Consider the following 24,928-nt stretch of genomic DNA (forward strand, 5'->3'; position numbering starts at 1 on the left):
TCAACGACCTCGCGGAGCCCTAAATGGCACCCTCCTGAACGGGATCCCAGGATTCCGGGTGATCTGGATCATCGGCCGGGGCGGCGGCACGCAGCGCCGCCTCAACCTGGCGGTTGCTGGTCATGGTCGACGTGACGGCGGTCATGGTGAGGAGGAGGCCGGCGGCGGTGTAGAGCGGGGTGCGTACGTCGTAGGTGGTGGCCAGCCAGCCGCCGAGGAAGGCGCCGAACGGGGCGGCGCACATGGCGAGCATGCGGGAGGTGGAGGTGACCCGGCCCATCAGGTGGGTGGGGACGATCGCCTGTCGGAGGGAGGGGCCGAGCACCATCGTGGCGCCCATGCCCGCTCCGCAGACAGCGAGCGCGAGGCCGGCGACGTACGGGTTCGGGGCGACGGCAAGGCCCAGGATGGCGAGTCCCTCGACTGCGGCCGTGCAGGTAAGCGCGGCGCCGGTGCCGAGTCGTCGGCCGAGGAAGGAGGCGATGCCCGCGCCGAGCAGACCGCCGGTGGCCTCCGCCGTGAGGAGCAGGCCGAAGCCGAAGGTGTCGATGCCGAGACGATCGTGCGCGAAGAGGGCGAGTACGGTCTCCACGGCGAGGAAGGCGATGTTTCCGACCGCCGGACGCAGCGCGAGCCCGAGCAGCAACTGATCCCGGAATACGTACGAGGCGCCGGCCCGCGCCTGCCGCAGCAGCGACTCACGGGCCTGCGGTACGGGCCGGGGTGCGGCAGGCAGCGACCGTACGAGCAGTGCGGAGAGCGCGAATGAGACCGCGTCGGCGAGCAGCGGAACCGCCCGCCCGAGCGCGAGCAGGGCACTGCCCGCGGGCGGCCCCGCGAAGCCGGACCCGGCGGTCTGGGTCCCGCGCAGGCGGGAGTTGGCGCGCTCCAGGAGCGCGGGGTCGCGGCCGAGCAGATCCGGCAGATAGGCCGTGGCGGCCGTGTCGAAGAAGAGTCCGCCGAGGCCGAGGAGGAAGGCGACGGCCGCGAGCAGCGGAATGCTCAGCACGTCGAGCGCGGCCGCTGCCGCCGGTATCGCGAGCAGCACCGCACGTGCCGCGTCCGTGACCCACATCGTGCGCCGACGGTCCCAGCGGTCCACCAGCGCACCGCCGAGCACCCCGAAGAGCAGCCACGGAAGCGTTCCGGCGGCTGTGACGACGGCGAGCGCCATCGGATCCCGCGTCAACGTCAACGCGAGCAGCGGTAGCGCGGCATGTGACACCCCGTCACCGAGCGAGGACACCGTCTGCGCAGTCCACAGCCGCCCGAACCCGGTCGGCAACTTCCGCACGCCTGAAGTCACTTGGCGTCCCCTTCGGCCTGCTCGCGCGGTGCCGGGTGGAACAGTGCGAAGACGAGTGACGCGTCCGGCAGCGACGGATCGGACAGCTCCCGGTACTCGTCCGCCAGTGCCTGCAGCCGCGCCCCCAGCTCCGCGAACTGCTCCTCGGTGAGCCGCAGATGCGCCATCCGTACGTGCCGCTCGCCATCCACCGGCGCTGCCTCCAGATCCGCCACCGCATGCCGCATCAGCACGTCCGGCCCTCCCTCGCCCGGATCCGGCAGCACGATCGCCCGCGCGGCCATTGCGTAGTACCGCTCAGTGACCCCCCGGACCTTGCGCGTTCGTACCACCTTCACCAGGCCGGCCCGTTCGAGCAGCCGTACGTGGTAGCTGGAACTTCCCTTCGCAAGGCCCACTCGCTCGGCGATCTGCGTAATCGTCGCGGGCTCGAAGCGGAGCACGGCCATGATCCGGTGGCGCGTGAGATTGGAAACGGCGCGTAGCTGCTCGTCAGTGGTGACGTGGAACGTCTCGGGAAGATCATCGGTAGGCATGCTCCAATGGTCAACACTTTTTGACCATTGGGCAAGGGGTTTTCTTCCGGCTTCTGGAATCGGCTGTCCAGCGCGTGGGGCCTTCGCTCCCGCGCCCCGTTTCTCGACCTGCTCAACCAGCACCCGGGCGCACTCGGCTACGCCCGGGTGTCGACGGGCGGGCAGAAGCCGGAGCGGCAGCTCGACGCGCTCAGCGCCGCCGGGTGCCGGGTGCCGGGTGCCGGGTGCCGGAAGATCTTCGCGGACAAGAAGTCCGGTAAGGACGCGCTCCGCCCCGAGCTGAAGGCGTGCCACGCCTTCCTCGACGCGGGCGACACGCTCGTGGTCCCCTCTCTCGACCGCTGTGGCCGCAGCCTCCAAGACCTCGTCAACATGGTCGCCGAGCCGCGCGAGCGCGGCACCGGTTTCCCCTCGCTGCACGAGAACCTGGACACGACGACCCCCGGCGGTCGGCTCGTCTTCCACGTCTTCGCCGCGCTCGCCGAATTCGTCCGCGAACTCATCGTCATCGGCACCAAGGAGGGCCTCGCCGCGGCACGCGCCCGCGGCCGGGTCGGTGGACGCCCCACCGTCGCCACCGAGGAGAACATCCGCGCCGCCCGCGACCTGCTGCCCGACCCGGGCGCCGCTCAGTCACCTCGATCGCCAAGCTGCTCGGCGTCTCCCCGGGCACCCTCTACAACCACATCCCGGACCTGCGCGAACTGCGCGCCGGCGCTGTACCCCGCCGGCTCAACGTGCCCGCGAAGTAGACCAACCCGACCAAGATCAGTCTCAGCGGCACTTTCCGTACCTCAACTACTCACACCCGTTCACCCTCGCCGCCGAAGTCCCCACCGAAGTCCCCGCCGCGATCCTCGCCGGATCCTCGCCGGATACTCGGGGCCCACATCAAAGTCGGCGTCCAGTGGCAGCAGGCATCAGGCGGGGACTGGGCCGCCTACGCGGCAGCCGTCACCCAGCGAAACTCCGACAATCACAACTCGAAAGCCCAACCCTGATCGACCCGACCGTGACGCTCGCCGCAATGGTCAGCCCCCAACGCTGCTCCTGCCTTCCACCAGATCGTCGGCCCGCACCAGATCACGGCCGACCTCAGGCGCGAACTGATCGACGGGACGCCGACCCTCGTGATGGCGAACCGCACCAGTCGACTCGCGAAGGTGCCACCTTCGCTGCCACTCAGCCGAGACAGAACTCGTTGCCCTCGATGTCCTGCATCAAGAGGCACGACTCGTTTACGCCGTCGGCGAGCAGCAGTCGCCCGCGTACCGCGCCGAGCGCGACAAGTCGTGCGCATTCGGCCTCAAGTGCGGCCACGCGCTCTTCACCCACGAGCCCGAGGCCGACCCGCACGTCAAGATGCAGCCGATTCTTGACGACCTTGCCTTCGGGAACGCGCTGGAAGAACAGTCGCGGGCCCACACTTGACGGATCAATGCACGCGAACGCTGAACCCTGACGCTCAGGCGGCAGCGCGCGATCGAAATCGTCCCAAGTAGCAAAGCCCTCCGGTGGCGGCGGTACGACGTACCCCAACACCTCGCACCAGAAACGAGCGACGCGCTCAGGTTCCGCGCAGTCGAAGGTGATTTGGACCTGCTTGATCGACGCCATCGGCCCATCGTAGAGGCGGGCGCTTCCGTCATCTCCACGGGCCCGCCCCTGGCTGGGTTGTGGCGCATGCGGCCGACTCCGGGCGATGAGTGGGATCTTGAGCCGTGGAATGACGGTCCTGACAGTGTCGATGCCGACTCCGTTCGGGAGTCCGCTTGCTCGATCGGCGCGCCGGACAAGGACCGCCCAGCTCAAGGCTGACGTCGAGGCGCTGGTCGGTGCCCTGACCCAGTTGACGATGGATAACTTTCTGCTGTGCCAGCAGCTGTCCGTAGCCGCTGGCGTGGTCCGGGCCCTGCCACGGCCGGGGATCGACGACGCCACACACCCGGTACCGCCCAACCAGGGTGAGCAATAGTCCCCGAGTTCCGTGTTCGTCCGTAGCTCCCTGGCGCGACTGAGAGCGCCTGGACCTGGGCCCGTTACCTCGTTCGGGTGATTGCCAGCCGTTCTGACCCAACCTCGTCCGTAGTGCGCAACTCTCATCCCTGTCGGGATTACATCATCCGTCTCACTGCCGATCACGTCGTCGTCCGCGAGAAGGGCGTCCTCTTGCGCCTCGGCAAGGAGCCCCTTGAGCTATCTCCCGAACTGGGCAACCTTATTCAGCAGATCGCGGCTGATCGCCGCCGTGACGGCCAGATCGGGCAGATCGACGCTCCTTTGACGACTGGCATGGTGGGAGGACACCGCGCGGGAATGTGGTGATCCGCTGCCGCAGACGATGGCGGCGGAGGCGGTGTTCTGTTCGGGTCGGCGCAGGTCACGGCGGTGGCGGAGGCTTGAGCGGACCCGGCAGCGGGTGGCTGCGGTGCAGCGGGGAGAGCATGCGGAGTGCCCGGTGTGCGGGCGGTCGTGGACGGTAGTCCAGGCGGTGGGTCGCGCCAAGGGCCGGGTATCAACGCTGCCGCTGAGGTTCCTCGCGGTGACGGCCGCGCTCTACGGGCGCTCGGCCATCGCTCACACCTCCAACACCAACCGCTCTCCTTCCGGTGCACGCGAGACGCAGGGCAGCATGGCGCCCTCCGCACGTTCGGTGGCCGTGAGCCGACGGTCGCGATGATCGACGTGGCCATGTGCCACCCGTATCCGGCAGGTGCCACAGAACCCCTGGCGGCAGGAGAACGGCATGTCCGGCAGGGCCTCGTGGAGAACATCCAGGGCGGAGCGGTCGTACGGCACTGGCAGAACCCGTCCGGTGTCGCCCAGTTGAAGTTCGAAGGGACGGCCGTCCGTAATCGGGGGCGGGGCGAAACGCTCGAAGTGCAGGGCTGAGGCGCGGCTGCCACCGAACGCGCGCCGAACGCCGTCGATCATGGGCGCGGGCCCGCAGCAGTACACCGCACCCGTCGCCGGGATCGAGCTCAACAGATCGGCTGCTTCGGGCACGCCGGACTCGTCGCCAGGACGGATGGAGACCCGGCCAGGGGCTGCGGCCGCGAGTTCGGCCAGCTCTGCCGCGAAGGGCATCGAACCGCGGCTGCGGCCGGCGTGTACGAGCCTCCAGTCCAGTCCGCGTCGGGCGGCTTCCCGGGCCATCGGCAGGATCGGGGTGATTCCGATGCCGCCCGCGATGAGCAGGATGGATGCTTCGGCGGCGAAGGGGAAGGCGTTCCGGGGCCCGGTGACGGCGACCCGCACACCGTCTCCGAGGGTGTCGTGCACCTCGGCCGAACCGCCTCCGCCGTTGGCGATGCGGCGCACCGCGATGCGGTACTGGTGCCGGTCGGCGGGGTCGCCGCACAGGGAGTACTGCCGCTTGCGGCCGGAGGGCAGGTGCAGTTCGATGTGGGCGCCGGGCTGCCAGGGCGGCAGCGTTCCCCCGTCGGGTGCTGCCAGCCGCAGGGAGACGACATCCTCGGCCTCCTGGTGCATGGCGGCGACCACCAGTTCCCGGATCGCGGGCATCTCTGTGGTCGGCTGGCGCCTGGGAGGAGTGCCGCGCCGCGCGAGGCGCGTGACCGCGTTGTCGCTGAAAGCCGCCAGCTTCTGCATGAAGGAGTCGCTGCGCGGTCGGCCGTACAGGTCCGGCGGCCGAGTGAGGGCTGCGCTGATGTCCATGGGAGGCCTCACTGGTTGCCGGGTCATCGGGCAGCCGCTCGGGCAGCGGGGGACGCCGCCAGGTAGGCGACCGCCTGCTGGGTCGAGCCCTCCTGGGCCGGGTGGTAGCCGGGGCGGAAGTAGCGCAGTACCGAGCGAGTGAACGCGCCCGGTGGCGGCAACAGGTCCTTGCGGGCGGCGGCCAGGTAGTCGCGGAAGCGGACCTTGACCCGGTCGTCGAGTTCGGGGTCGGCGCTCATCAGGAAGCGGACTCCGCGGATCCACAGCCGGGTCAGCACCGGAGCGGTGACGAGCATGCCGGCCACTCGGCGCCGGTACCGGGGATCGAGGTGCACCAGCAGGTCGAACGCCACCGAACGGTGTTCGACCTCCTCCGCGCCGTGCCAGCGGAACAGATCCAGCATCGCGGGGTCCGCGCCGGCCTGGTCCAGGTGCCCGTTGCTGAGAATCCAGTGACCCATGTACGCGGTGAAGTGCTCGAAGGCCGCTATGAGGGCGAGCCGTTGGAGGAGGTGTGCGTGTGTGGCGGCCGGCGTCAGCTCCGGCCGGTCTCCGAGCACCCTTCGGAAGATCCATTCGGACTGCAGGGTGTACGGACCCGGGTCCAGCCCCTTGGCGAGCAGGTGCTCCAGGACCCCCTGGTGCGCCTCGGCGTGCATCGCTTCCTGGCCGATGAAGCCGCGTACGTCCTCGCGGAGTCGGTCGTCGGTGATCAGTGGCAGTGCCTGCTCGAAGGTGCGCACGAACCAGCGTTCGAGCTCGGGGAGCATGAGGTGGAGCACATCGAAGGTGTGGGTCGCGAAGGGCTCACCCGGCAGCCAGTGCAGCGGGGTGGCGCCCCAGTCGAAGGTGACTTCCCGGGGTTGCAGCACCAGGTCGTGGTGGTCGATGGGCTCGGACGGACGCTCCGGGTGGGCATGTGCGGCTCGGAACATGACAGGTTCCTCCTCCGTCGGCGATCGGTGTGTGCGGAAGGGCGGTCAGGCAGTCGTCCAGTACTCCTGGCCTGTTGGGCTGCTGGCCTGTTGGGCTGTCAGATCGGGTGCGCGGTGTGGTCCGGAGTGCGGCGGGAGCCGTCTTCGACGCGGTGGGCGAATTCCGCGATCCGGGACGCGACCTCCTCGGGGTGGCTGAGCTGTACCCAGTGCCCGGCGTCGATCGGGCGCCGTTGTATCTGGCGCGTCCAGTGCTCCACTCCGTACGACAGCACCGGGGTGACGCAGAAGTCGCGGGTGGGGATGATGAGCTGAATCGGGACGGTGGTCGGCCGGTCCCGGGGATGCAACAGGCGGGGCAGCATGTTGGCGCGGTACAGCGCGGTGCCGACCACGGCGTCGCGGGCCAGCGTCGGCGCGGGGTAGGGGGTGTGCCCGGGTACACCTTGGGAGCCGGTGAGGAAGGCGCGCCAGCGGTGTCCCAGTGCTCTCCAGGACAGGGCGGGCAGGAGTGGAAGATGGAAGTAGGCGACGTACCAGGACCGTGCGGCCTGCCTCAGCATCTTCGGCAGATCAGGATGCCGCGGCCGAAGGCGGGCCCGGATCAGGTGGCCGACGTGGTCCAGGCACGGGCCGGAGATGGAGGTGAACGAGGCGATCCGCCCGGCCAGGCGGGTGCCGGTGACCGACTCCCAGGAGTGGATCGATCCCCAGTCGTGTCCGACCAGGTGCACCGGGCGGTCGGGGCTCACGGCGTCGAGAACCGCCTCCAGGTCGGCCTCCAGTCGGGACATCCGGTAGGCGCGCAGACCCCTGGGCCGGTGGGAGGCACCGGCTCCCCGCACGTCGAAGGCGGTGACGTGGAAGCGGTCGGCCAGGCGCTCGGCGACGGGGCGCCACACGGCGCTGGTGTCCGGATAGCCGTGGACCAGCACCACCGGAGGAGCCGTGGACGCTCCCCACTGGTAGGCGGCCAGCTCCACGCCGTCCGCGGCGATCCGGCGGGCGGCCGGGCCGGTCACCGGCCACCGCTGGCAGGGGCCAACTCGCCGTAGTTCAGACCGCCGTGGAAGAAGCTGGGCAGCACCGGCCACTGCCGCTTGAAGGTGGCCAGCTCCGAGGAGGGCAGGATCTGCAGCCAGCGCGGATCGCGCCGGCTGGGGCTGGCGAGGGTCTTCTCCTTGACCATGGAGTCGTACTGGTCGAGAGAGTCCTCCAGGGTGTTGGCGTTGGGCACCACCTCATGGCCGTAGAACGCGGCGTGGCGGCGCACCCCGGGGATGCGGGAGAGCTCGGGCTGCCAGTTGTCGGCTGAGATGCCGTTCTCGGAGGAGACCCACACGCCGTCGGGGGTGTTCAGCACCAGGGAGTGGTTGCCGTCCGTATGGCCGGGGGTCCACAGCAGGCTGACGCCGACGCCGAGTTCGACATCGCCGTCGAAGGCGGTGACGCGCTCGGGCGGTACCCCGTCCATGCCTCCGTCGACATACCACGCCCACTGCATCGGATGCACCGATTCGAAGGTGCCCAGCTCCCTGCGGTGCACCAACAACCGGGCGCGTGGGAACAGCGCTTCGCGGGGCGCCCGTTCGCCGGGAATGGTGCTGGTACTTCCCATGATCATGCGCACGTCCTGGACGTGCAGGTGGTCGAAGCTGACGAAGTCCACGTCCTCGGGTCGCAGACCGCAGGAGGGCAGGACGGTGTTCGGGTCCTGGTAGAAGCGGGCGAAGACGTGCTCGGTGAGAAAGTCCCCCGCCAGACGCTTGAGCTGGGCGTAGAACGGCGCTTGAGCCGTTCCGGCGGCGACGGTCGGCTCCCACACCAGTGTTTTCGGCTCACCGTCGAAGCCGTCGAACTGCACGACGAGCATCCGGTTGACGATGCTCACGAACGGGTTGACGGCGAGCGCGGCGCCGTGGAAGCCGAACCGGGTCGGGTACGGGGCGGCGGCGATGTCGAAACTGCGGACGGCGTGGATGCGGCCCTGCTGGACGAACCGCTCACGGTAGGTGGCCGCGGCGCCGCGCACGGCGCTCAGCCGGTCACCGCGGGGCCATACGTCGTGGACACCTTCGAATTCGGGGATGGGGCGCGGAGCGGCGGCGTCCTGGGCCTTCTTCGCGCTGGGCGCCGGCTTGGGCGTGGTGGTCACGGGCTCAACTTTCGGGATGGCGGGCGGTCCGGGTGCGCTGCTCGTAGGCCGCGCGGACCGACCGGTCGGACAGGGCGGCGAGCTGGTCGGGGACGAGGAGGTGATGCAGGGCGTCGCGGGCACGGCCCGGCAGCACCGCGGCCAACCGGGTCAGGGCGGCCACCTGGCGGGGAACGAAGACCTCGAACCGGGGGCGCAGCACGACGTCGAGCACCGCGTCGGCCACCTGATCTGTCGTCAGGCGTCGGGTGGGGCCGGTCGCGGTGCCCACGGCCAGCTCGGTGTCCACGACGCCGGGCATCACCAGGGACATGTGCACGCCGGTGCCGCGCAGTTCGGCGCGGACGGCTGTGCTGTAGCCGTGGATGGCGTGCTTCGTCGCCGCGTAGGTCGCCTCGCCGGCCGGGGCGACCTTGCTGGCGGCGGAGGCGATGTTCACCACGTGGCCGCGACCGCGTTTCCGCATCCCCGGGATCACGAGTTTCATCCCCCGTAGTACGCCGTGGACGTTGACGTCGAACTGGCGCAGGGCGGCTTCCTCCGGTTCCTCCGCGAAGGGGCCCACCCACATGATCCCGGCGTTGTTGATCAGTACGTCGATCGGCCCCAGCTGGGTCTCGACGGTGCGCAGGAAGTCTTCGAAGGAAGGTGTGTCGGTGACGTCGAGAGACAGCCCGAGCAGTCGGCCACCGGGACGCGCACCAATGGCACCGGCCGCCTCCGTGGCGAGCTCCGCGTCGAGATCGCCGATCGCCACGGCCGCTCCGGCCGCGGCGAGCCGGGCCGCGACGGCACGCCCGATTCCGCGGCCCGCCCCGGTGACCGCGATCACTCGGCCGGTCAGCGGTTGTGTGCGGGGGAGCCTGTCGCGGTCTCTTCGGCTGGACGTGTACGGGTATTTGGGCGGTGCTGCCACGGTCGAGCCCCTTTCCTGCCCTGAGCATGAGCGGAACGCCGAGCGGCAAGCGGCCCTCACGCGTGTCTGACACGATGCCATGTCAGATGATCTGACAAGCTAGAGTGTCAGTTCGGAGCACACCGGTGTCAACACCTCTGCGAAGGGGAAAAAAATGACCGGCACACAGACCGCCGGGCGGCGCTACGGCGGACGCGATGCGGCGCAACGACAGCAGGAGCGCCGCACCCGCCTCATCCAGGCGGGCCTCGACATGTTCGGCACGGTCGGATATGCCTCAGCCTCCGTCAAGCAGGTGTGCTCCCATGCCGGACTGACCGAGCGCTACTTCTACGAGTCATTCCGCGACCGCGAAGACCTTCTCGCCGGGGTCTACAACGAGCTGATCACTACGATCCAAGCCGAAACCGCACAGGCCGCAGCCGCTGTCGCACCCGATGTCGATGCCCAGCTGCGCGCCGGCCTCGAGGTGTTCATCCGCACACTGGCCGACGATGCCCGCATGGCCCGCCTGGTGCTCATCGAGGTCGTGGGCGCCAGCCCCCGCCTCGAAGTACGGCGCCGCGAGGTCCTGCACGAATTCGCCGCACTGATCGCCGCCGTCGTCGCACCGCCCCCTGGCCCGGAAGCCTCCTCCAACCGGCTCACCATGACCGCGATGAGTCTGGTCGGCGGAGTCAACGAACTCCTCGTGGACTGGACGCTCGGCCACCAGAACGCCACCGTCGAAGAACTGATCGACCTGTGCTACACCCTGTTCATCGCGGCCTACCGAGCCATCAGCGATCAGCCCTGATCGCACAGGCCCGCATTCCTTCAGGAGCTTCTGCGCCGGACGGCAGCCCACGCCCCCTGCTCACCGGCCCGGCGCACTCGGCGGCCCTGGTTCGATCAGGCAGGCCGACGAGAAACACTGCGCAATGAACGCAGGTGCGGCTCACCTGCCGGCTGTCGACTGTCGGACAGGTTCCATACCCATCATCCATCCGGAAGCGACGCAGGGCGATCGGGCTGAGGGGCCGCGAACCATGACGGCCCGTTGCGTCGCGGGAGCTGCTGAACGATGAGGGATCACCCACCGCCTGCGCCCCGCGCTGTCCCGCGCCCGGGGGCCCCTCGCCAGTGATCATCGTCGGCGACATCGGGCTCGTGCCCGTCCCGCCGGACGCCGCCGAGGGCTTCTACCGCCTGGTGGCTGCCGCGACGGCGTATCCCCGCATCTGCATCTGGAGCGTTTCGGGGTGTGCGAGATCGGCCGCGTGTAACCGACAGCCATTGAGCTGCTCATGGCGCGGGAGGCCCGCTCGTGCCCCTCATCCCTGGCCACGCTCTCGAATGCCAGGCGGGCGTTCTTCCGTGCTCCGCGTCCAGGCGGCGGCGATCGCCTTCTCACCCGGGAAGAGTCGGAAGAGGTACGGCTGCGTGACACCGACACGCTTGGCAATCGCCTCGGCAGAGGTGCCGTAGTAGCCCTTGAGCGCGAACTCGCGATCGCGGCGCGCGGATGGCGCTGTCGCGTCTCTCTGCCTGCTCATCCGGCGCGTGCCGCCATGCCGGCGGGCGCCGGTCAGCTCAACCTGAAGCCGGCCGGTGACGCGGCCCGGGATCAGTTCCGTGCTTGAGCTTGCACATTGGAAACCGACCGGTTTACAGTGAAGGCAAGGGGAAACCGATCGGTTTCCCAGGTGATTTCGGGAGTGCATGATGACGACAAATCGGCCGGTGGCCCTCGTGACGGGTGCGTCCTCCGGCATCGGCAAGCAGACCGCGCTCGCGCTGGTCGCGGCGGGTTTCGAGGTGGCCGGCACGGGCCGCGACACCTCACGCGTCACCCCGCTCCAGGGTGTGACGTTCTTCGATCTCGACGTGGTCAGTGACAAGTCGGTCACCGCCGTGGTCCAGCAGGTGATCGACCGGTTCGGGCGGATCGACGTCCTGGTCAACAACGCCGGCATCGGCTCGATCGGCGCGGCCGAGGAAACGTCACTCGCGCAGGCCCAGAGCGTCTTCGACATCAACGTCTTCGGGGTCATGCGCATGGTGAAGGAGGTCCTGCCGCACATGCGCGCCCAGGGACGCGGCCGCATCATCAACCTCTCGTCCGTACAGGGCTTCATCCCCGCTCCCTACATGGCCGTCTACGGCGCGTCCAAGCACGCGATCGAGGGCTACTCCCAGTCCCTGGATCACGAGGTCCGCCAGTACGGCGTCCGCTCGCTCCTCGTCGAACCCGCCTACACCAACACCGGATTCGAGGCCAACAGCGCCAAGCCCGACACCCCCCTGCAGACCTACGCCGACCAGCGGCACGTCTTCGACCGCCTGATGACGGAGGCGATCAAGAGCGGTGACGACCCCGCCGTCGTCGCCAAGGCGATCGTCACAGCTGCCACCGACACCAAGCCGAAACTGCGCTACGCCGCCGGCCCCATGGCCGGACGCGCACGCATGCTCCGCTTCGTTCCCGCCTGGGTCCTGGACAAGCAGATCCGCACGATGAACAAGCTCACCGGCTGACACCCGCCACCCCGTCCACCAAGCACGTCGGCACCCGCACATCCCACCGCGCCGCTGATACCGGGAGAGACCCATGTCCGAGACCCTGCACTCCGCCGCCGCTACCGTCGCGAGCTGGCGCTCCGCCGAGGAACGCGGGGACGTCGACGCCGCGGTCGCGTGCCTGAGCCGGGACGTCGTGCTCAGCTCGCCGCTCACCGAGCAGTTCCGCTTCGAGGGATCTGACCAGCTGCGTGACTTCCTGACCTCGGCGTTCACGGCGGTCAAGGACGTCCGCTACCACACCCAGACCGGCGAGGGCGACGCGTACGCGCTGGTCTACCGGGCGCGGGTGGGGTCCCAGTCGTTCGAGGAGGTGCAGTTGCTGCGGCTCGACGACGAGGCAAAGATCAAGGAGGTCACGCTCTTCGGGCGTCCGATGCCGGCCCTCACCGCCCTGATGACGACCCTGGGGCCGGAGCTCGCCCGCCAGCAGGGCCGCCGGGGCCTCGCGGCGCTCATGCGAGCCAGCACCATGCCCGTGCACGCGATGGTCACCTTCGGGGACCGCAGCATGGTGGCGAAGACCCGGCCGGCAGCCCGGTAGACCTGAGAGCACCAGGTCCACTGGCCGTTTGGCCCCGTTCCCCTTCCAGGAGTTGGCGGCAGCCGCAGGCGATGTCCCTGGCGGACAGCTTCAGGTCGCAGGAACGCACGAGGTACCTGCCGTCCAGGTGGGCTCCGGCTCGCCCTGACCGCACGGGCGGAAGCCGACTCCCCGAGAGCGATTGCTGGAGGCACCGTTCTCCACCGGCCACGGCAACGTCAGGCCAATCCCCCACGCGCCGAGGTGATACGGCAACTCGCCCCGCCTTCCAGCAACTTGACCCAGGAGACGCTCCCATGAACCGACGTACGTTCCTTACGCCGACCACCGCGTCGCTGGCCGCCACCCAACTCGCCGGCCCCGCCTACGCCTCCCCCTCCCCCTCCGCTTCAACAGCCGGTCACCACGAGGTTGTTGCCCGCTTCTGAGGCGCGATGCCGACGGGTGTCACCGTCTCGCGCCGAGGCCGGGTCTTCGTCAACTTTCCCCGCTGGGGCGACGACGTCCCGTTCACCGTCGCCGAACTGCGCGGCGGGAAGCCGGTGGCCTACCCCGACGCCGAGGTGAACCGTCAGGATGCCTCCGACCTGGCCGGGCACTTCCAGTCGGTGCAGAGCGTCGTCGTCGACCCGGCCGACCGGCTGTGGATCCTCGACACCGGAAGCCCGGGGTTCGCCGGGCCCTCCTACGGCGGTCCCAAGCTCGTGGCGGTCGACCTGCGCACCGACCGGATCGTACGGAAGATCCTCTTCCCGCCCGAGGTGGTGCCGCCGAACAGCTACCCCAACGACGTGCGCTTCGACCTGCGGCGCGGCGCCGGAGGCATGGCCTTCATCACCGACTCGGGCGGCTCCAACGGGGTGATCGTGGTCGACCTCGCCACGGGCCGCTCATGGCGGCGACTGGCCGGGCATCCCTCGGCGCTCCCGGACGCGCAGTTCCTTCCGGTCATCGAGGGCGAGCCCTTCATGGTCCGTCCCGCGGGCGGCGAGCCCACGTACTACGAGACCGGCTCCGACGGCATCGCTCTCAGCGCCGACGGCACGCGCCTCTACTACTGCCCGCTGTCCAGCCGCCGACTGCACAGCGTGTCCACCGACGCCCTCGCCGATCCGGACGCCACGGACGCCGAGGTGGCGGCGACGGTCGAGGACCTCGGGTTCAAGCCGATGGCCGACGGCCTGGAGAGCGACGACAAGGGGCGGCTCTACGGCGGTCGGCTGTCGCCCTTCCATGAGGGCAAGGACCTGCGCCGCAAGCCCTGTCTCCTGGTCCGCCTGCCGATCGACGCCGGGCCGGTCAGGCTCGTGTGACCTCTCCGGCCCGCGTCAGGCGGCCGCCTGCTCGGAGGAGAGGGCTCCACAAGGCGGGGTTATCAGCCCGACGCTGTTGAACGTCGCCCCGCATGGGCTGGACGAAGCCGCCGGGGGCCGGTACCTCCCTGATGGGATGAGGCACGCCGGTAGGTTGGAGCCGGGCACCCCCGTGGTGATCCGTTAGGCCGACGATCTGGTGGCTTTGCGCGTCAGCGAGGAACAGGCCCGACAGGTCAAGCAGCAGCTCGCGGTGGTGGCTGGCGCCGAGGGGCCTGGCCTTCAACGAGGACAGCACGCGCGTCGTCCGCCTTGAAGAAGACTCCGACAACGTCGCTCGGGGTGCGGCGTGTGCAGGCTGCGGTTCTCCGCGTGTCCGAAGGACGGCCGCCGACTGGAGCTCAGCGCAGGCCGGAGAAGAGGTCGTTCTCGGGCAGGGGCGCGCCGGTGGTGTCGTGGACCCGGACGAACGTCTCCACGCCCATGAGCTGCGTGAACCTCTCCTTGCCCATCCGCAGGAAGAAGATGTTCTCACCCTGGCTGGCATGCGCGGCCAGCGCGTCGAACTTCTGGCCGCCGAAGTCGGTGGTGTCCACCCACGTGGTGATCTCCTCGTCGGGCAGGCCGATGTCGGGCCCCGCTCCGGCCTCGGACGGACCCGGTTCCTCCCAGTCCGCGCCGAACTCGCGCATGATCTGCCCGAACTTCTCCATCATCGAGCGCGGCGCCGTCGTCCAGTACACCTTCGACGCCATCCCGGTCAGCGACAGCGCTGCCATCGTGATCCGGTTCGCCTGGATGTGATCGGGGTGGCCGTAGAACCCGTTCTCGTCGTAGGTCACGACGACATCAGGCTCATAACGCAGCATCAGTTCCGCCAGCTGAGCGGCTGCCTCATCCACGGGCGTACTCCAGAACGATCCGGACGCGGTGTTGGCCGGCCAGCCCATCATCCCGGAGTCGGCGTATCCGAGCAGCTCGAGATGACCGACCCCCAGGACGTCACAGCTCGCTTCGAGCTCGCCTCGACGCATCACGGCAACGGCAGCTGGATCATGCCCGGGGTCGCCCGGCTTGGTGCCCCCCGGACCGTCACCGCAGCTACCGTCGGTGCACGTGACGAGCACCGTGCGGATGCCCTCCGCCGCATAACGCGCCAGGACACCCCCTGTTCCGGTAGCTTCGTCGTCCGGGTGGGCGTGCACTGCCATCAGAGTCAAAGCCCGGTCAGCCATGAAATTCACCCCTGGTCGGTCAAGCGATCGAAGCCAGTCTGCGGCACAGGAGTACGTGACAGCCCGCCGAGTCCGTCCGGTGTCCCGCAAGATCCGACTGGCTTGGGTTCACCCGCTGCCGTTCTTCAACTGATCATTTCAGAACTGATCATCTCAGAACGGGCCCCAACCGGATAGACGGCCACGGCAGCGGGGACTCACGTACCACCGCGCGGGACGCGACCCGAAAGAGTCCCACTGAACCGTGCGTTCAGGCCCGGAGCGGTCCCGGCTCCGGACTCACGGCACGTCCGCGAACCCCTGAACCTTCCCCTCGCTCTCTCGCCACCCCGCTACCAATACCCCCAGGGCCCGCTCATAGCAGTCGGCGACCGCGAGCCCGGGCGGCTCGTTCCCCGACAGCACCAGGGACACCAGGCCATGGGCCGTTCCCCAGACCGACAGCGCGATCACCTCCGGGTCGGACTCCGGACTGAACTGCCCTGCCTGCTGTCCGCGCCGCACGGCGTCGACGAGAGGCCGGTAGGTCTCGATGGCCTCACGCGGTCTCTCCGACTCCGACTCGGACGGGCACTGGACGCTGCGGTCGGAGAAGAGGATCGCGTAGAGATGCGGGTTGGCGATGGCGTATTCGCGATAGACGAGTCCGAGTCGGATCACGTCGCCGGCCGGGTCGTCCGTCGGACGGATGGCTGCCAGGCGTGCGACGAAGAGCCGCGCGGCCTCCTCGTGCAGGCTGCTGAGCAGACCCGCCTTGTTGCCGAACAGCGAGTAGACCGCAGTGGTCGAGGTCTTCGCGTCCGTCGCGAGCTGTCGCAGGCTCAGCGCGGCCGTGCCGCGGTCGAAGACCGTGGCGGCAGCGCGGTGCAGGAGCCGGAGCCGGAGCGCTCCGTCATGTGTCTTGAGCCTGGCCATGGCGCCATCGTATTACAACACCGTTACGAATGCTTCCCGGTATCGCTTTGGCTTGTCGTCGTCCGCTCCGCGCCGCGTCAGGACCCGCCGCTTCCGAACGAGCTCCTCTTGCATACCAGCAGGTCAGGGCAGAAGAGCTCGACCCCTCTCCGGATGAGAGGTGTGCAACAGCGTTGCATCGAGCAATGAAAACGCTGTTACGGTTCGTTCGGCGCCGACCTTCAGACGGTCCTGCCCGGCGCCGGCTAACGATCTAGGAGAAGTCATGTTTGAGGGGTTTGGGCGTCTGCTGTACCGCAGGCGAAAGCCGGTGCTGATACTGACCATGCTGTTCGCCGTCCTGTCCGGGGCCTACGGTGCCGGAGTCTTCGGCTCCCTGACGCCGCTGGGCTTCCAGGACCCCGGCTCGGACAGCGTGCGCGCGGCCCACATCGCCGAGAAGGCGTTCCCGCAGCGGACACCCGACGCGGTGATCGTCTACCGCGACAAGGACCGCACCGTCGACGACCCGTCCTTCCAGCAGGCGGTCGTCAAGCAGCTGGAGTCCCTGCCGAAGTCGGAGGTGACCGGCTACCTGGACTTCTGGACGACCAGGATGCCGGCGCAGGTCAGTCACGACCGGCACGCCACGTATGTCGCCCTGAACCTCCACGGCAGCAGCGAGAAGGCCAAGGAGGACGCGTACAAGGCGGTCAAGGACAAGATCCCGGCACCCGGCCTTGAGACCCTGCAAGGCGGAACGGTGCCCACCGGCCACCAGGCCAGTGAGAAGATCGAACACGACCTGAGAACCGCGGAAATCATCTCGGCCCCCGTGCTCTTCCTGCTCCTGCTGGTCGTGTTCGGCGGTCTGACCGCCGCCTTCCTCCCGCTGCTCGTCGGCGTGCTCTCCATCCTCGGTTCGATGGCCGTCCTGCGGACCATCGCCAACATCACCGACGTGTCCGTGTTCTCCATGAGCCTGGTCACCATCCTGGGTCTTGCGGTCGCCATCGACTACGGCCTGCTGATCGTCAGCCGCTACCGCGAGGAACTGGCGGCCGGCTACACCGGCGAAGAAGCGATCGGGCGCACCCTCGCCACGGCCGGGCGCACCGTGATGGTCTCCGGCACCACGGTCGCGGCGGCGCTGGCCGGCCTGACCCTCTTCCCGTCGACGTTCCTGAAATCGATGTCGTACGGCGGTGTGGCCGCGGTCGTGCTGGCGGTGCTCTTCTCACTGGTCGCGCTGCCCGCGCTGCTCGCCGTCATGGGACCGAAGGTCAACGCCTTCCCGCTGCGCCGCAAGAGGGCAGGGCGGCCGACTGCGGCGGGCAGGGGTGCCTGGTACCGGTTCGGGCACGGCCTGATGCGGCGGCGGTGGGTCGTGGTGGTGGGCGCGGTGGGCCTGCTACTGACGCTCGCGCTGCCCTTCTCGAAGATCGAGTTCGGCTCCATCAACGCGCAGCAGCTGCGGAGCAGTTCCGAGGGCCGCCAGGTCTTCAACGCCATGGAGCACGACTTCGACGGTGACGCGGTGAAGTCCATCGACTCGCTGCTCGTGCTGAAGTCCGACGGGACCTCGAAGGAGCAGGGCGCGGCGCTGAAGGCGTACGCCGAGCGGCTCGGCGCCACCGACGGCGCCACGAGCGCCAGGATCACCGGAGTGAAGGGCACCACGGCCCGCGTGTCGGTCACCTACGACGGTAATCCCATCTCGACCCACGCGCGCGACCTGGTGAACCGGCTCAAGGACGTCCCCGAACCGCCGGGCGCCCGGGCCTACTTCGGCGGCGAGTCGGCGGTCTACGACGACACCCTGGACGCACTGGGCGAGACCCTGCCGTGGATGCTGCTCTACATCGCGGTGATGACGTACCTCCTGCTGTTCCTCGCGTTCGGCTCGGTGCTGCTGCCGCTGAAGGCCATCGCGATGAACATGCTGTCGCTGACCGCGACCTTCGGCGTCCTGGTCTGGATCTTCCAGGACGGCCATCTGCACAACCTGCTCGGCTTCGATCCGACGGGCAACATCGAGCCCAACATGCCGATCATGCTGTTCGCGCTGATCTTCGGGCTCTCCATGGACTACGAGGTGTTCCTGGTGTCCCGGATGCGGGAGCAGTACGACAAGTCAGGCGACAGCACGCAAGCCGTGGCGACCGGGCTGCAGTCCATCGGCCGCCTGGTCGTGAGCGCGGCGCTGCTGATGTGCGTGCCGCTCGCCGCGATCGGGATGAGCGATGTGCTGACCATCAAGCTCTTCGGCGTCGGCATGGTGTTCGCGGTCCTGGTGGACGTGCTGGTGGTGCGCATCCTGCTGGGAACGGCCGTCATGAGGCTGCTGGGCAGGGCGGCCTGGTGGGCTCCGGGCCCACTCGCCCGCTTCTACGACCGGTTCGGCATCAAGGAAACCGACGTACCGGCCGACGACACCGCCGACGAGCGGGTCCCCGTCGCCACGGGCTGAACCCTCCCGAGAGGCCGAAGCGCCTTCAACTGGGGCACTTCGGCCCTCGCTGTCGTCGCGAGCGGGGGGGTGTCGGCGGTGCACTGCTGGGGGCTCACTCCTCCGGATGCTCGCCCCGCCCGCACGCACGGCGATCATGGCGACGATGGTTCGCGTCCTCCTGGGCCAGGCGCCGTAGCAGCCGGACGACCGGCTCGAACAGCACGGTGAGGACCACCGCCCGCTCGGCAAGGGCGATGCGGTCCTCGATCCCCTCGAATTGCGCGAAGTCCAAATCGGCGGCGGAGGTGGCGAGCTGGGCATAGGGGATGAGGTCGTCGGCCGTGTAGTCGGTGCCGAGGCGGCTCAGCGCGGCGAGACTCTCGGCGAGTGCCGGGCGGTGGGGTGACGCGTCGGAGATCCGCCAACCCATGTTCTCGATGAGAGCGTCGACCCTCGCGGCGGTTCCGCCCGGTACCACCTCGTCGGCGGCGCTCTCCGCTCCGGGACCGTCCTCGTTGTCCGCGCCGCTCTTCCCGTTCGTCTCCGCGGAGGGCACGGGCAGTGCGTGGTGGACGACGCCCAGCGTCTCGAACGCATCCAGTGGACGGTCGACGGCTTCGAGTACTTCCCGGGTGCGGGCGACGGAGAGCCCACCGAGCTGGATGAGGGAACGGATCAGACGGAGCCGCTGGATGTGCTCCTCGCCGTACTCGACCGTGGTCGGGTTCAGCGCGCGGCCCTCGGGCAGCAGCCCTTCCCGTCGGTAGTACTTGATGGTCGCCATCGGTACCCCGGACCGGCGACTGAGCTCTGAAATCCTCATGCGCTCCCTCACGCTCAACTGTCCCACCAGTATCGCGTTACCGGGGGTTGCCCGACGGGGTCGATAGTGCCACTATCGGGTACTCGGTAGTAACGCTATCGAGTGCTTCTTCGGTGTGCCACTTCCTCCGTGCGTGTGGACGACATGCGCTCGCGGAAGCCGCCTGCACCGCCACGGCCACACCCAGCCGTAGTTCTTCCCCCGCTCCGGGCCCCGGCCAGTCGGTTCTGGGTCCGGTCGTCTCGTACGCCTAGACAACGGAGAACCACACAATGTCCCAGCGAATCGGCAAGACCCACTGGAAGCGCTTCGCCATCGGTGCGGTCCCGACAGTGGCCGCCACCGCGGCGGTCGCCGTCTCCATGGCCCAGGGCGCACTGGCCGCTTCGTTCAGCATCTCCGGTTCCGACTTCCAGGTCTCGGCCGGCAAGTTGAGCGGCACCGGATTCGGCAACTACGCCACGGTCGACGTCGCCAAGAACGGCAAGCACGTGCCCGTCTCCGTCTCGTCCATCAAGAATGCGACGATCACCGACATGTGCCAGTCCGTCCCGGTGGACATACCCGTCCTCGGGACCTACACCATGACGCTCAAGGCCGGCGGGGATGGTACGCCGGCCAAGGCCAAGGACCTGTACATCGACATGACCGATCTCCAGGCGAAGAAGGGCACCTTCACCAACGTCGACATCGGCGTCGCCACCGGTTCCATGACCAAGGGTCAGGTCAACCCGAAGGACCACGTCGATCCCAACGGCTACGCCCAGCAGGCGGACGCGGTCGAGATCATTGATGCCCACCAGAAGGTCTGGGCCACCACTGCGGGAACGTTCGAACTGGCGGGCCTGCACATGAACATCGCGGCCGGCCGGCACGACTGCTTCTGACCTCGCTCCCGCCCTCTGGTCTCCCCTGCGCGCAAGCGGCCGGCGACTGCCCAGGGGGCGGCAGCGCCCCACCGTCCTCGCGGACACCCTCACCCACTCACGACTTGGGAACTGCCACATGACGAGTGCCGGTGCACCCGCGCACCCCCACAGTGACAGCGGCTTCATCCGCGCTCGCCGGGACTTCCGGGCCTGGCGGCGCACCCGCCCCTTCTGGGCGGGTCTGCTGGTGCTCCTTGCCGCTGCGCCCATCATCTACTTCCCGTATTTCAACCTTTCCCTGGGCGCCCTGTCCGTGGCGATGTCCACCACCGCGGGGGCCGGGTCCCTGGTCATCGGCCTGACTCTGATCGTCCTTGGCGGACTCCTCTGGTTCCAGCCGATCATCAGGTTCTTCGCCGGCTGCGTCGCGGTGTTCCTCGGCGTGCTGTCGCTTCCCATCTCCAACTTCGGCGGATTCTTCGTCGGCACACTGCTCGCGGCGTCGGGCGGACTCCTGGCTCTGGCGTGGGGCCCGGTGGACGGGCCCCCGGAGGACATAGCCGACGGCGCCGAGGGGCCGTCAGCCGCCGTCAGCCGGGCGGGAGGAGAAGGGAGTGAGTGACCAGTCGCCCGACACCCGCAATGAGGCCGCAGCCCCCCGATTCGCTCGACCACCGAGGGGCCGGCACGCCATCCCCCGTACGTCCGTGTTGACACGTCTGCGTCTGCCGGTCGGGAGGGCTCTCGCGCTGACCGCACTGCCGACCGCCCTCATCCTGGGAAGTCAACGCCTGCCCGAGTCCGCGGACGCGAGCGCCACCGCGGCGCTCTCCGTTGCCGACGAGGGGTCAGGCGCGCCTGGAACCAGCGGTGTCGACTGCGCCCGTCCCGACGACACCTCAACCTCTGCGACGAACGCTCCCGCAGACCCCACCCCGTCCGCTGATCCCCGCCCGGCCGGCGCTCACCCGAGCGGGGAGCCCGTCAAGCCGCTGTCGGACGCGGACGGCGGCGGAGCGGGCCCGCCACCACCACCGACCGCCACTCCCACCCTCTCGCCCAGCGCAACCTCCGCGACAACGAGCCTTGCGGACATCCTCGGTCCCCTCTTCCGCGACGACGCCGAGCAGCAAAGCCCGTCACCCGACGTGAGCCCCTCACTCCACGCGAGCCCTTCACCAAGCTCGGCCTCTTCGAAGCCAGAGTCCGGAGCACCGCCCGAGCCCCGGCTGTCCACCACGCCTGTATCACCTGCTCCCAGCCACCGGGCCGTCGAGCCGCCGCCCCGACCCGAGTCGTCCCAAGGAACTGCCCGCACCTGCGACATCAGCGACCTCAAGGCCCCCGAGGAACATGAGGCCGGCCGATTCTCCGCCGAGGCATGGAACATGAAGGGGAGCCGCCTCGAACTGCACGACCTCGTCTTCGGTGGCGTGGTGACCGTGGAGACAGCCGCCGGGCCCAAGCGGGTGCTCAAGTTCACCGCGGCGGCGGTCACGATCCGCGATTTGAAGATGACGGTGCCCGTCGGCCCACAGATCCAGCACATCGACGGAGCGCCCGGTTCCACCTCCACGCTCCGGGGCGACGACATCACCATGTACGTCGAAAGCCTGACAGGCACCCTCTCCAGCATCGAAACCCTTCCCGCACCACCCGTCCTCCGCCTGCGCCTCACCCCGGACACCATTCCGGAGTGGCTCTACGACACGGTCGGGAAGCTCGATCTCAAGCTCCAACTCGGCCTGGACGACGCCGACATCGACCAGGCCGGACAGACAGGCGGAAAACTCGCCATCCCGGGGATCCACGGCTACGGAACGCCACGCTGAAGCAAGGCTCAAGCGGCTGTGGCTGGTCGTGGTCATGGGTGACGACACCTGACCGCGGGACTGTGTCGCACGCACGGTGATCTGCTGGTGAAGCGGCGAGAGCCGCGGCCGTGGTCTGTTCGTCGGGGGCGGGTTTTCGCAGGCGCGGCGCGAAGCGACGTCGCCTCAATGAGCACAGGAGAGGTAATGCAGCCAGAGGAGATGGAGCGGGTCGATCTGGGTGAGGTGCCGTATGAGGTGGCGCAGGCCGACATGGCCGGTTGGGTGGCCGAGCGGAAGCAGGGGCGTACTGGGGATCGGCTGTTTCTGCTCACCCACCCTCCCGTGATCACCTACACGGCGCGGACACCGGCCGACCAACTGCCAGAACCGGCTTCACCGATCAGCCTGGTCGAAGTCGACCGGGGAGGTCACGCCACCTATCATGGGCCAGGGCAGCTGATCGGGTATCTCGTGCTGAACGTACGCGAGCTAGGACCGCGCGGCTTGATACGACGGATCGAACACGCCCTGATCCGTGCGCTGGGATCACTCGGATTCGAGGCGATACGCCGGGACACACCCCGAGGCGCCGAGAGCCTGGTCGGCGTGTGGACCCCCGGCCACCGCAAAATCGCCTCCATCGGCATGCGCATCAGCGGCGGCGTCACCAGCCACGGATTCGCGCTCAACGTCGACCCGGACCTCGACGTCTACACCACGTTCACGGCCTGCGCCCTGCCCGGTGTCCGGATGACCTCGTTGGCTCAACTCGCTGCCGAACTCGGCCGGCCCACGCCCACGGAGGCGCAGGTGAGGGACGCTGTGGCCGACGCCGTAACAGCCGAGCTGGCGCCAACGCGCACACCCTCCTGAGCCGGGGCAGGCGCTTGCGTGGTGGCCGCCGCTCAGTTTCCGGTCCCCGCCTCCCGTAGACCGTCGGCCACGGGCCGAACTGGCCCGGCGTTTCCGCCCCTGACTGCTGGTGCGGAACCGCCGGATCACCCCCTCGAACTGTTCACGCAGCCGCTCAGGGTACGGGCCGTGCTCGCCTGTCGGCAGGAACGGCTCGATCAACTGTCACTTGGCATCATCCGGGCCCAGGCACATCGAGGCCATCATCTGGAGCCGCCAGGTCACCGGGAGCCGGCAATGACGACTGCTGGGCGGGACGGCCCCGATGGGCGTGTTCGGCGCGACGGACCCGGACCGCTTGCGTGACCCGAAGCGAGCCGCTCCACTCGCGGCTCGAAGCGACCCGATGCCAGAGACGGCGTCGGCACACGGCTTCCTGGCGCGGCTGGGATAAGGGCCGGCGCCTCGACTTGGAATTTGTAAACTGATCGGTTTACGATGGACCTGAAACCGACCGGTTTCATCAGTCGGAGTCCGGCGGGAGTGGCCGCATGCCCGGTTCCGCGTCGACGGCCGCGCGTGCCGGGATGGAACGTTCCGAGGGTCGCCGGACCGCAATGAAGCTGTCCACCCTTCTCCGGATACGAGTGTGTCGTCCGAGACCGGAGTAAGCCATGAGTGGGATTCACCCGTTCCGCGTCCTGCGTGCCAAACCCCTGTGGATCGCCAACGGCGTCATCACGGGCGTCCTCGCGCTGCTGTTCACCGTGTTCTACGTCGGGGCCAACATCGATCCCGTCGACCACATGGAGAATCTGCCCGTCGGACTGGTCAACGCCGACAAGGGGGCCGCTGTCGGCGGTAAGCAGGTCAACCTGGGGGCTCGGATCACCGAGTCGATCAAGCAGTCCACCGCGAGCGGGGGCAAGATCGACTGGAAGGTGATGGACGAGAAGGAGATGAAGGAGGAACTCGGCAAGGGCAAGCTCTACGGCGCGCTCGTCGTCCCCGCCGACTTCACCTCCGCCACCACCGCACTCACCGGCGCCGCGACCACCGGGGCCCCGACCCGGCCGACGCTGATGGTGCTGACCAACCAGTCCGCCGGCAGTGTGGGCTCGAGTCTGGCCCGGACCGTGACGACGCAGGCGGCCGAAAGCGCCTCGCTCCAGATGGGCAAGGAGCTCACGTCCCAGGGCGGGACCGGGCAGGTGAAGCTGCCCGCCGCGGCACGCGTCCTGCTGGCCGACCCGGCCGCCGTCACCGTCGAGGACGGCCATCCCCTCGACTCGCACAGCGGTCTGGGCCTGACGGCGTTCTACTACGCGCTGGTCCTGGTGGTGTGCGGGATGCTCTCCGCCAACGTCATCAGTGGCCAGGTGGACCACGCCCTCGGCTACACCCACAACGACATGGGCCCGCTGCGCCTGCACCGCCCACTGATCCGGGCGACGCGGGTGCAGACCCTCGCCATCGGCAGCACGCTCATGGCCGGGCTGTCGCTGCTGATGGGGAGCCTGGTCATGGTGGGCGCGGTCGGCCTCATGGGGATGCACGCCGCCCATCTGCCACTGCTGTGGCTGTACTCGGTGTGCGCCATCGCCGTCTCCGGGATCGGTGCGCTCACCCTGCTCGCCGTCTTCGGCACGCCCGGCATGCTGGTGGTCACTCTGGTCTTCATCGGGATGGCGGTGCCGACGGCCAACGCCACCACGCCGATCCAGGCGCTGCCCGCCTTCTACCGCGTCCTCGCGGAGTTCGAACCGCTGCGGCAGATCACCGGCGGCATCCGCTCGATCCTCTACTACGACGCCCAGGCCGACGCCGGCCTGACCCGGGGCTGGGTCATGATGGCCGTCGGCCTCGCGGCGGCCGCGCTGTTCGGCTTCGGCATGACCGGTTGGTACGACCGCAAGGGGCTGCACCGCATCCCCGCCGAGACGGAGCCCGAGAAGACCGCTGCCCCGGCGTAGCGGAAGGTGGCTCACCCAGGACGGGGCCATTACTCGGAGTGGCCCCGGTGTGCGGCGCCCCCGTGGGGACGAGA

The 24,928-nt window shown here is 68.9% G+C and carries 25 protein-coding genes and 2 pseudogenes; 14 read left to right on the forward strand and 13 right to left on the reverse strand.

The window, feature by feature from the left end; translation table 11 throughout:
• Positions 1–19: 19 nt before the first annotated feature.
• Complete coding sequence (locus RWE79_RS02195) at positions 20–1,285, reverse strand: MFS transporter (protein ID WP_475945552.1); 1,266 nt, start codon at positions 1,283–1,285, stop codon at positions 20–22.
• 17 nt (positions 1,286–1,302) lie between these two features.
• A complete protein-coding gene (locus RWE79_RS02200; protein ID WP_214933824.1) occupies positions 1,303–1,842 on the reverse strand; it encodes an ArsR/SmtB family transcription factor in 540 nt (179 codons plus the stop codon).
• 147 nt (positions 1,843–1,989) lie between these two features.
• On the opposite strand from RWE79_RS02200, the gene RWE79_RS02205 reads away from it, so the two are divergent.
• Positions 1,990–2,952 carry a recombinase family protein gene (locus tag RWE79_RS02205; protein WP_475945554.1) on the forward strand — a complete coding sequence of 321 codons (963 nt, stop codon included), beginning with the start codon at positions 1,990–1,992 and terminating at the stop codon, positions 2,950–2,952.
• A 72-nt stretch (positions 2,953–3,024) separates the two neighbouring features.
• Here the strand turns inward: RWE79_RS02205 and RWE79_RS02210 are convergent, their stop codons facing one another.
• Complete coding sequence (locus RWE79_RS02210; RefSeq protein ID WP_475938282.1) at positions 3,025–3,459, reverse strand: VOC family protein; 435 nt, start codon at positions 3,457–3,459, stop codon at positions 3,025–3,027.
• Between the two features lie 471 nt (positions 3,460–3,930).
• Here RWE79_RS02210 and RWE79_RS02215 point away from each other — a divergent pair, with 471 nt between their 5' ends.
• On the forward strand, positions 3,931–4,167 hold the full coding sequence (locus tag RWE79_RS02215) for a hypothetical protein (protein WP_475938283.1): 237 nt from the start codon (positions 3,931–3,933) through the stop codon (positions 4,165–4,167).
• 252 nt (positions 4,168–4,419) lie between these two features.
• On the opposite strand, the gene RWE79_RS02220 is transcribed toward RWE79_RS02215, so the two are convergent.
• From RWE79_RS02220 to RWE79_RS02240, 5 genes are all read right to left on the reverse strand, one after another.
• Positions 4,420–5,520, reverse strand: coding sequence for a PDR/VanB family oxidoreductase (locus tag RWE79_RS02220; protein WP_475938284.1), 1,101 nt, complete (start codon positions 5,518–5,520; stop codon positions 4,420–4,422).
• A gap of 23 nt (positions 5,521–5,543) precedes the next feature.
• Positions 5,544–6,455, reverse strand: coding sequence for a metal-dependent hydrolase (locus tag RWE79_RS02225; RefSeq protein ID WP_475938285.1), 912 nt, complete (start codon positions 6,453–6,455; stop codon positions 5,544–5,546).
• 98 nt (positions 6,456–6,553) lie between these two features.
• Positions 6,554–7,477, reverse strand: coding sequence for an alpha/beta fold hydrolase (locus RWE79_RS02230; protein WP_475938286.1), 924 nt, complete (start codon positions 7,475–7,477; stop codon positions 6,554–6,556).
• Positions 7,474–8,610: an MBL fold metallo-hydrolase gene (locus RWE79_RS02235; protein WP_475938287.1), complete on the reverse strand. Its 1,137-nt coding sequence runs from the start codon at positions 8,608–8,610 to the stop codon at positions 7,474–7,476. The genes RWE79_RS02230 and RWE79_RS02235 overlap by 4 nt, the downstream gene beginning before the upstream one ends.
• Before the next feature lie 4 nt (positions 8,611–8,614).
• Positions 8,615–9,526 (reverse strand): SDR family oxidoreductase, encoded by a 912-nt coding sequence (locus RWE79_RS02240; RefSeq protein ID WP_475938288.1) that lies wholly within the window; start codon positions 9,524–9,526, stop codon positions 8,615–8,617.
• A gap of 154 nt (positions 9,527–9,680) precedes the next feature.
• Between RWE79_RS02240 and RWE79_RS02245 the strand changes: the two genes are divergently transcribed.
• Positions 9,681–10,322: a TetR/AcrR family transcriptional regulator gene (locus RWE79_RS02245; protein WP_475938289.1), complete on the forward strand. Its 642-nt coding sequence runs from the start codon at positions 9,681–9,683 to the stop codon at positions 10,320–10,322.
• A 320-nt stretch (positions 10,323–10,642) separates the two neighbouring features.
• A pseudogene (locus tag RWE79_RS02250) lies at positions 10,643–10,729 on the forward strand (ATP-binding protein); the annotation flags it as partial.
• Positions 10,730–10,839: 110 nt separating this feature from the next.
• Here the strand turns inward: RWE79_RS02250 and RWE79_RS02255 are convergent.
• Positions 10,840–11,280, reverse strand: a complete 441-nt coding sequence (locus RWE79_RS02255; protein WP_475938290.1) for a helix-turn-helix domain-containing protein — start codon at positions 11,278–11,280, stop codon at positions 10,840–10,842.
• Between RWE79_RS02255 and RWE79_RS02260 the strand changes: the two genes are divergently transcribed.
• From RWE79_RS02260 to RWE79_RS02275, 4 genes are all read left to right on the forward strand, one after another.
• Positions 11,231–12,043 (forward strand): oxidoreductase, encoded by an 813-nt coding sequence (locus tag RWE79_RS02260; protein WP_475938291.1) that lies wholly within the window; start codon positions 11,231–11,233, stop codon positions 12,041–12,043. The two genes, RWE79_RS02255 and RWE79_RS02260, sit on opposite strands and share 50 nt — an antisense overlap.
• Positions 12,044–12,116: 73 nt before the next feature.
• On the forward strand, positions 12,117–12,629 hold the full coding sequence (locus tag RWE79_RS02265) for a nuclear transport factor 2 family protein (protein WP_475938292.1): 513 nt from the start codon (positions 12,117–12,119) through the stop codon (positions 12,627–12,629).
• A gap of 296 nt (positions 12,630–12,925) precedes the next feature.
• A complete protein-coding gene (locus tag RWE79_RS02270; protein ID WP_475938293.1) occupies positions 12,926–13,057 on the forward strand; it encodes a hypothetical protein in 132 nt (43 codons plus the stop codon).
• A gap of 6 nt (positions 13,058–13,063) precedes the next feature.
• On the forward strand, positions 13,064–13,942 hold the full coding sequence (locus RWE79_RS02275) for an L-dopachrome tautomerase-related protein (protein ID WP_475938294.1): 879 nt from the start codon (positions 13,064–13,066) through the stop codon (positions 13,940–13,942).
• Positions 13,943–14,343: 401 nt separating this feature from the next.
• Here the strand turns inward: RWE79_RS02275 and RWE79_RS02280 are convergent, their stop codons facing one another.
• Together RWE79_RS02280 and RWE79_RS02285 are read right to left on the reverse strand one after the other, a co-directional pair.
• Positions 14,344–15,177, reverse strand: coding sequence for a PIG-L family deacetylase (locus RWE79_RS02280; protein ID WP_475938295.1), 834 nt, complete (start codon positions 15,175–15,177; stop codon positions 14,344–14,346).
• 279 nt (positions 15,178–15,456) lie between these two features.
• The gene (locus RWE79_RS02285) at positions 15,457–16,092 is read right to left on the reverse strand and encodes a TetR/AcrR family transcriptional regulator (RefSeq protein WP_475938296.1); all 636 of its coding nucleotides are present in this window, start codon (positions 16,090–16,092) and stop codon (positions 15,457–15,459) included.
• Between the two features lie 265 nt (positions 16,093–16,357).
• Here RWE79_RS02285 and RWE79_RS02290 point away from each other — a divergent pair, with 265 nt between their 5' ends.
• Positions 16,358–18,541, forward strand: coding sequence for an MMPL family transporter (locus RWE79_RS02290; RefSeq protein ID WP_475938297.1), 2,184 nt, complete (start codon positions 16,358–16,360; stop codon positions 18,539–18,541).
• A 94-nt stretch (positions 18,542–18,635) separates the two neighbouring features.
• On the opposite strand, the gene RWE79_RS02295 is transcribed toward RWE79_RS02290, so the two are convergent.
• The gene (locus RWE79_RS02295; protein WP_475938298.1) at positions 18,636–19,346 is read right to left on the reverse strand and encodes a MerR family transcriptional regulator; all 711 of its coding nucleotides are present in this window, start codon (positions 19,344–19,346) and stop codon (positions 18,636–18,638) included.
• A 272-nt stretch (positions 19,347–19,618) separates the two neighbouring features.
• Between RWE79_RS02295 and RWE79_RS02300 the strand changes: the two genes are divergently transcribed.
• The 4 genes from RWE79_RS02300 (at position 19,619) to lipB (ending at position 22,902) form a co-directional block, all read left to right on the forward strand.
• Positions 19,619–20,233 carry a DUF6230 family protein gene (locus RWE79_RS02300; RefSeq protein WP_266393698.1) on the forward strand — a complete coding sequence of 205 codons (615 nt, stop codon included), beginning with the start codon at positions 19,619–19,621 and terminating at the stop codon, positions 20,231–20,233.
• Positions 20,234–20,351: 118 nt separating this feature from the next.
• On the forward strand, positions 20,352–20,837 hold the full coding sequence (locus RWE79_RS02305; RefSeq protein WP_475938299.1) for a DUF6114 domain-containing protein: 486 nt from the start codon (positions 20,352–20,354) through the stop codon (positions 20,835–20,837).
• Positions 20,838–21,603: 766 nt separating this feature from the next.
• Positions 21,604–22,047, forward strand: coding sequence for a hypothetical protein (locus RWE79_RS02310; protein ID WP_475938300.1), 444 nt, complete (start codon positions 21,604–21,606; stop codon positions 22,045–22,047).
• 186 nt (positions 22,048–22,233) lie between these two features.
• Positions 22,234–22,902 (forward strand): lipoyl(octanoyl) transferase LipB, encoded by a 669-nt coding sequence (gene lipB, locus RWE79_RS02315; protein WP_475938301.1) that lies wholly within the window; start codon positions 22,234–22,236, stop codon positions 22,900–22,902.
• A 49-nt stretch (positions 22,903–22,951) separates the two neighbouring features.
• Here lipB and RWE79_RS02320 read toward each other — a convergent pair.
• Positions 22,952–23,103: pseudogene (locus RWE79_RS02320) on the reverse strand (IS5-like element ISMt1 family transposase); the annotation flags it as partial.
• Between the two features lie 452 nt (positions 23,104–23,555).
• Between RWE79_RS02320 and RWE79_RS02325 the strand changes: the two are divergent.
• Positions 23,556–24,854: an SNG1 family protein gene (locus RWE79_RS02325; protein ID WP_475938302.1), complete on the forward strand. Its 1,299-nt coding sequence runs from the start codon at positions 23,556–23,558 to the stop codon at positions 24,852–24,854.
• Positions 24,855–24,928: the final 74 nt, after the last annotated feature.

It is taken from the genome of Streptomyces sp. RLA131 (assembly GCF_056270125.1).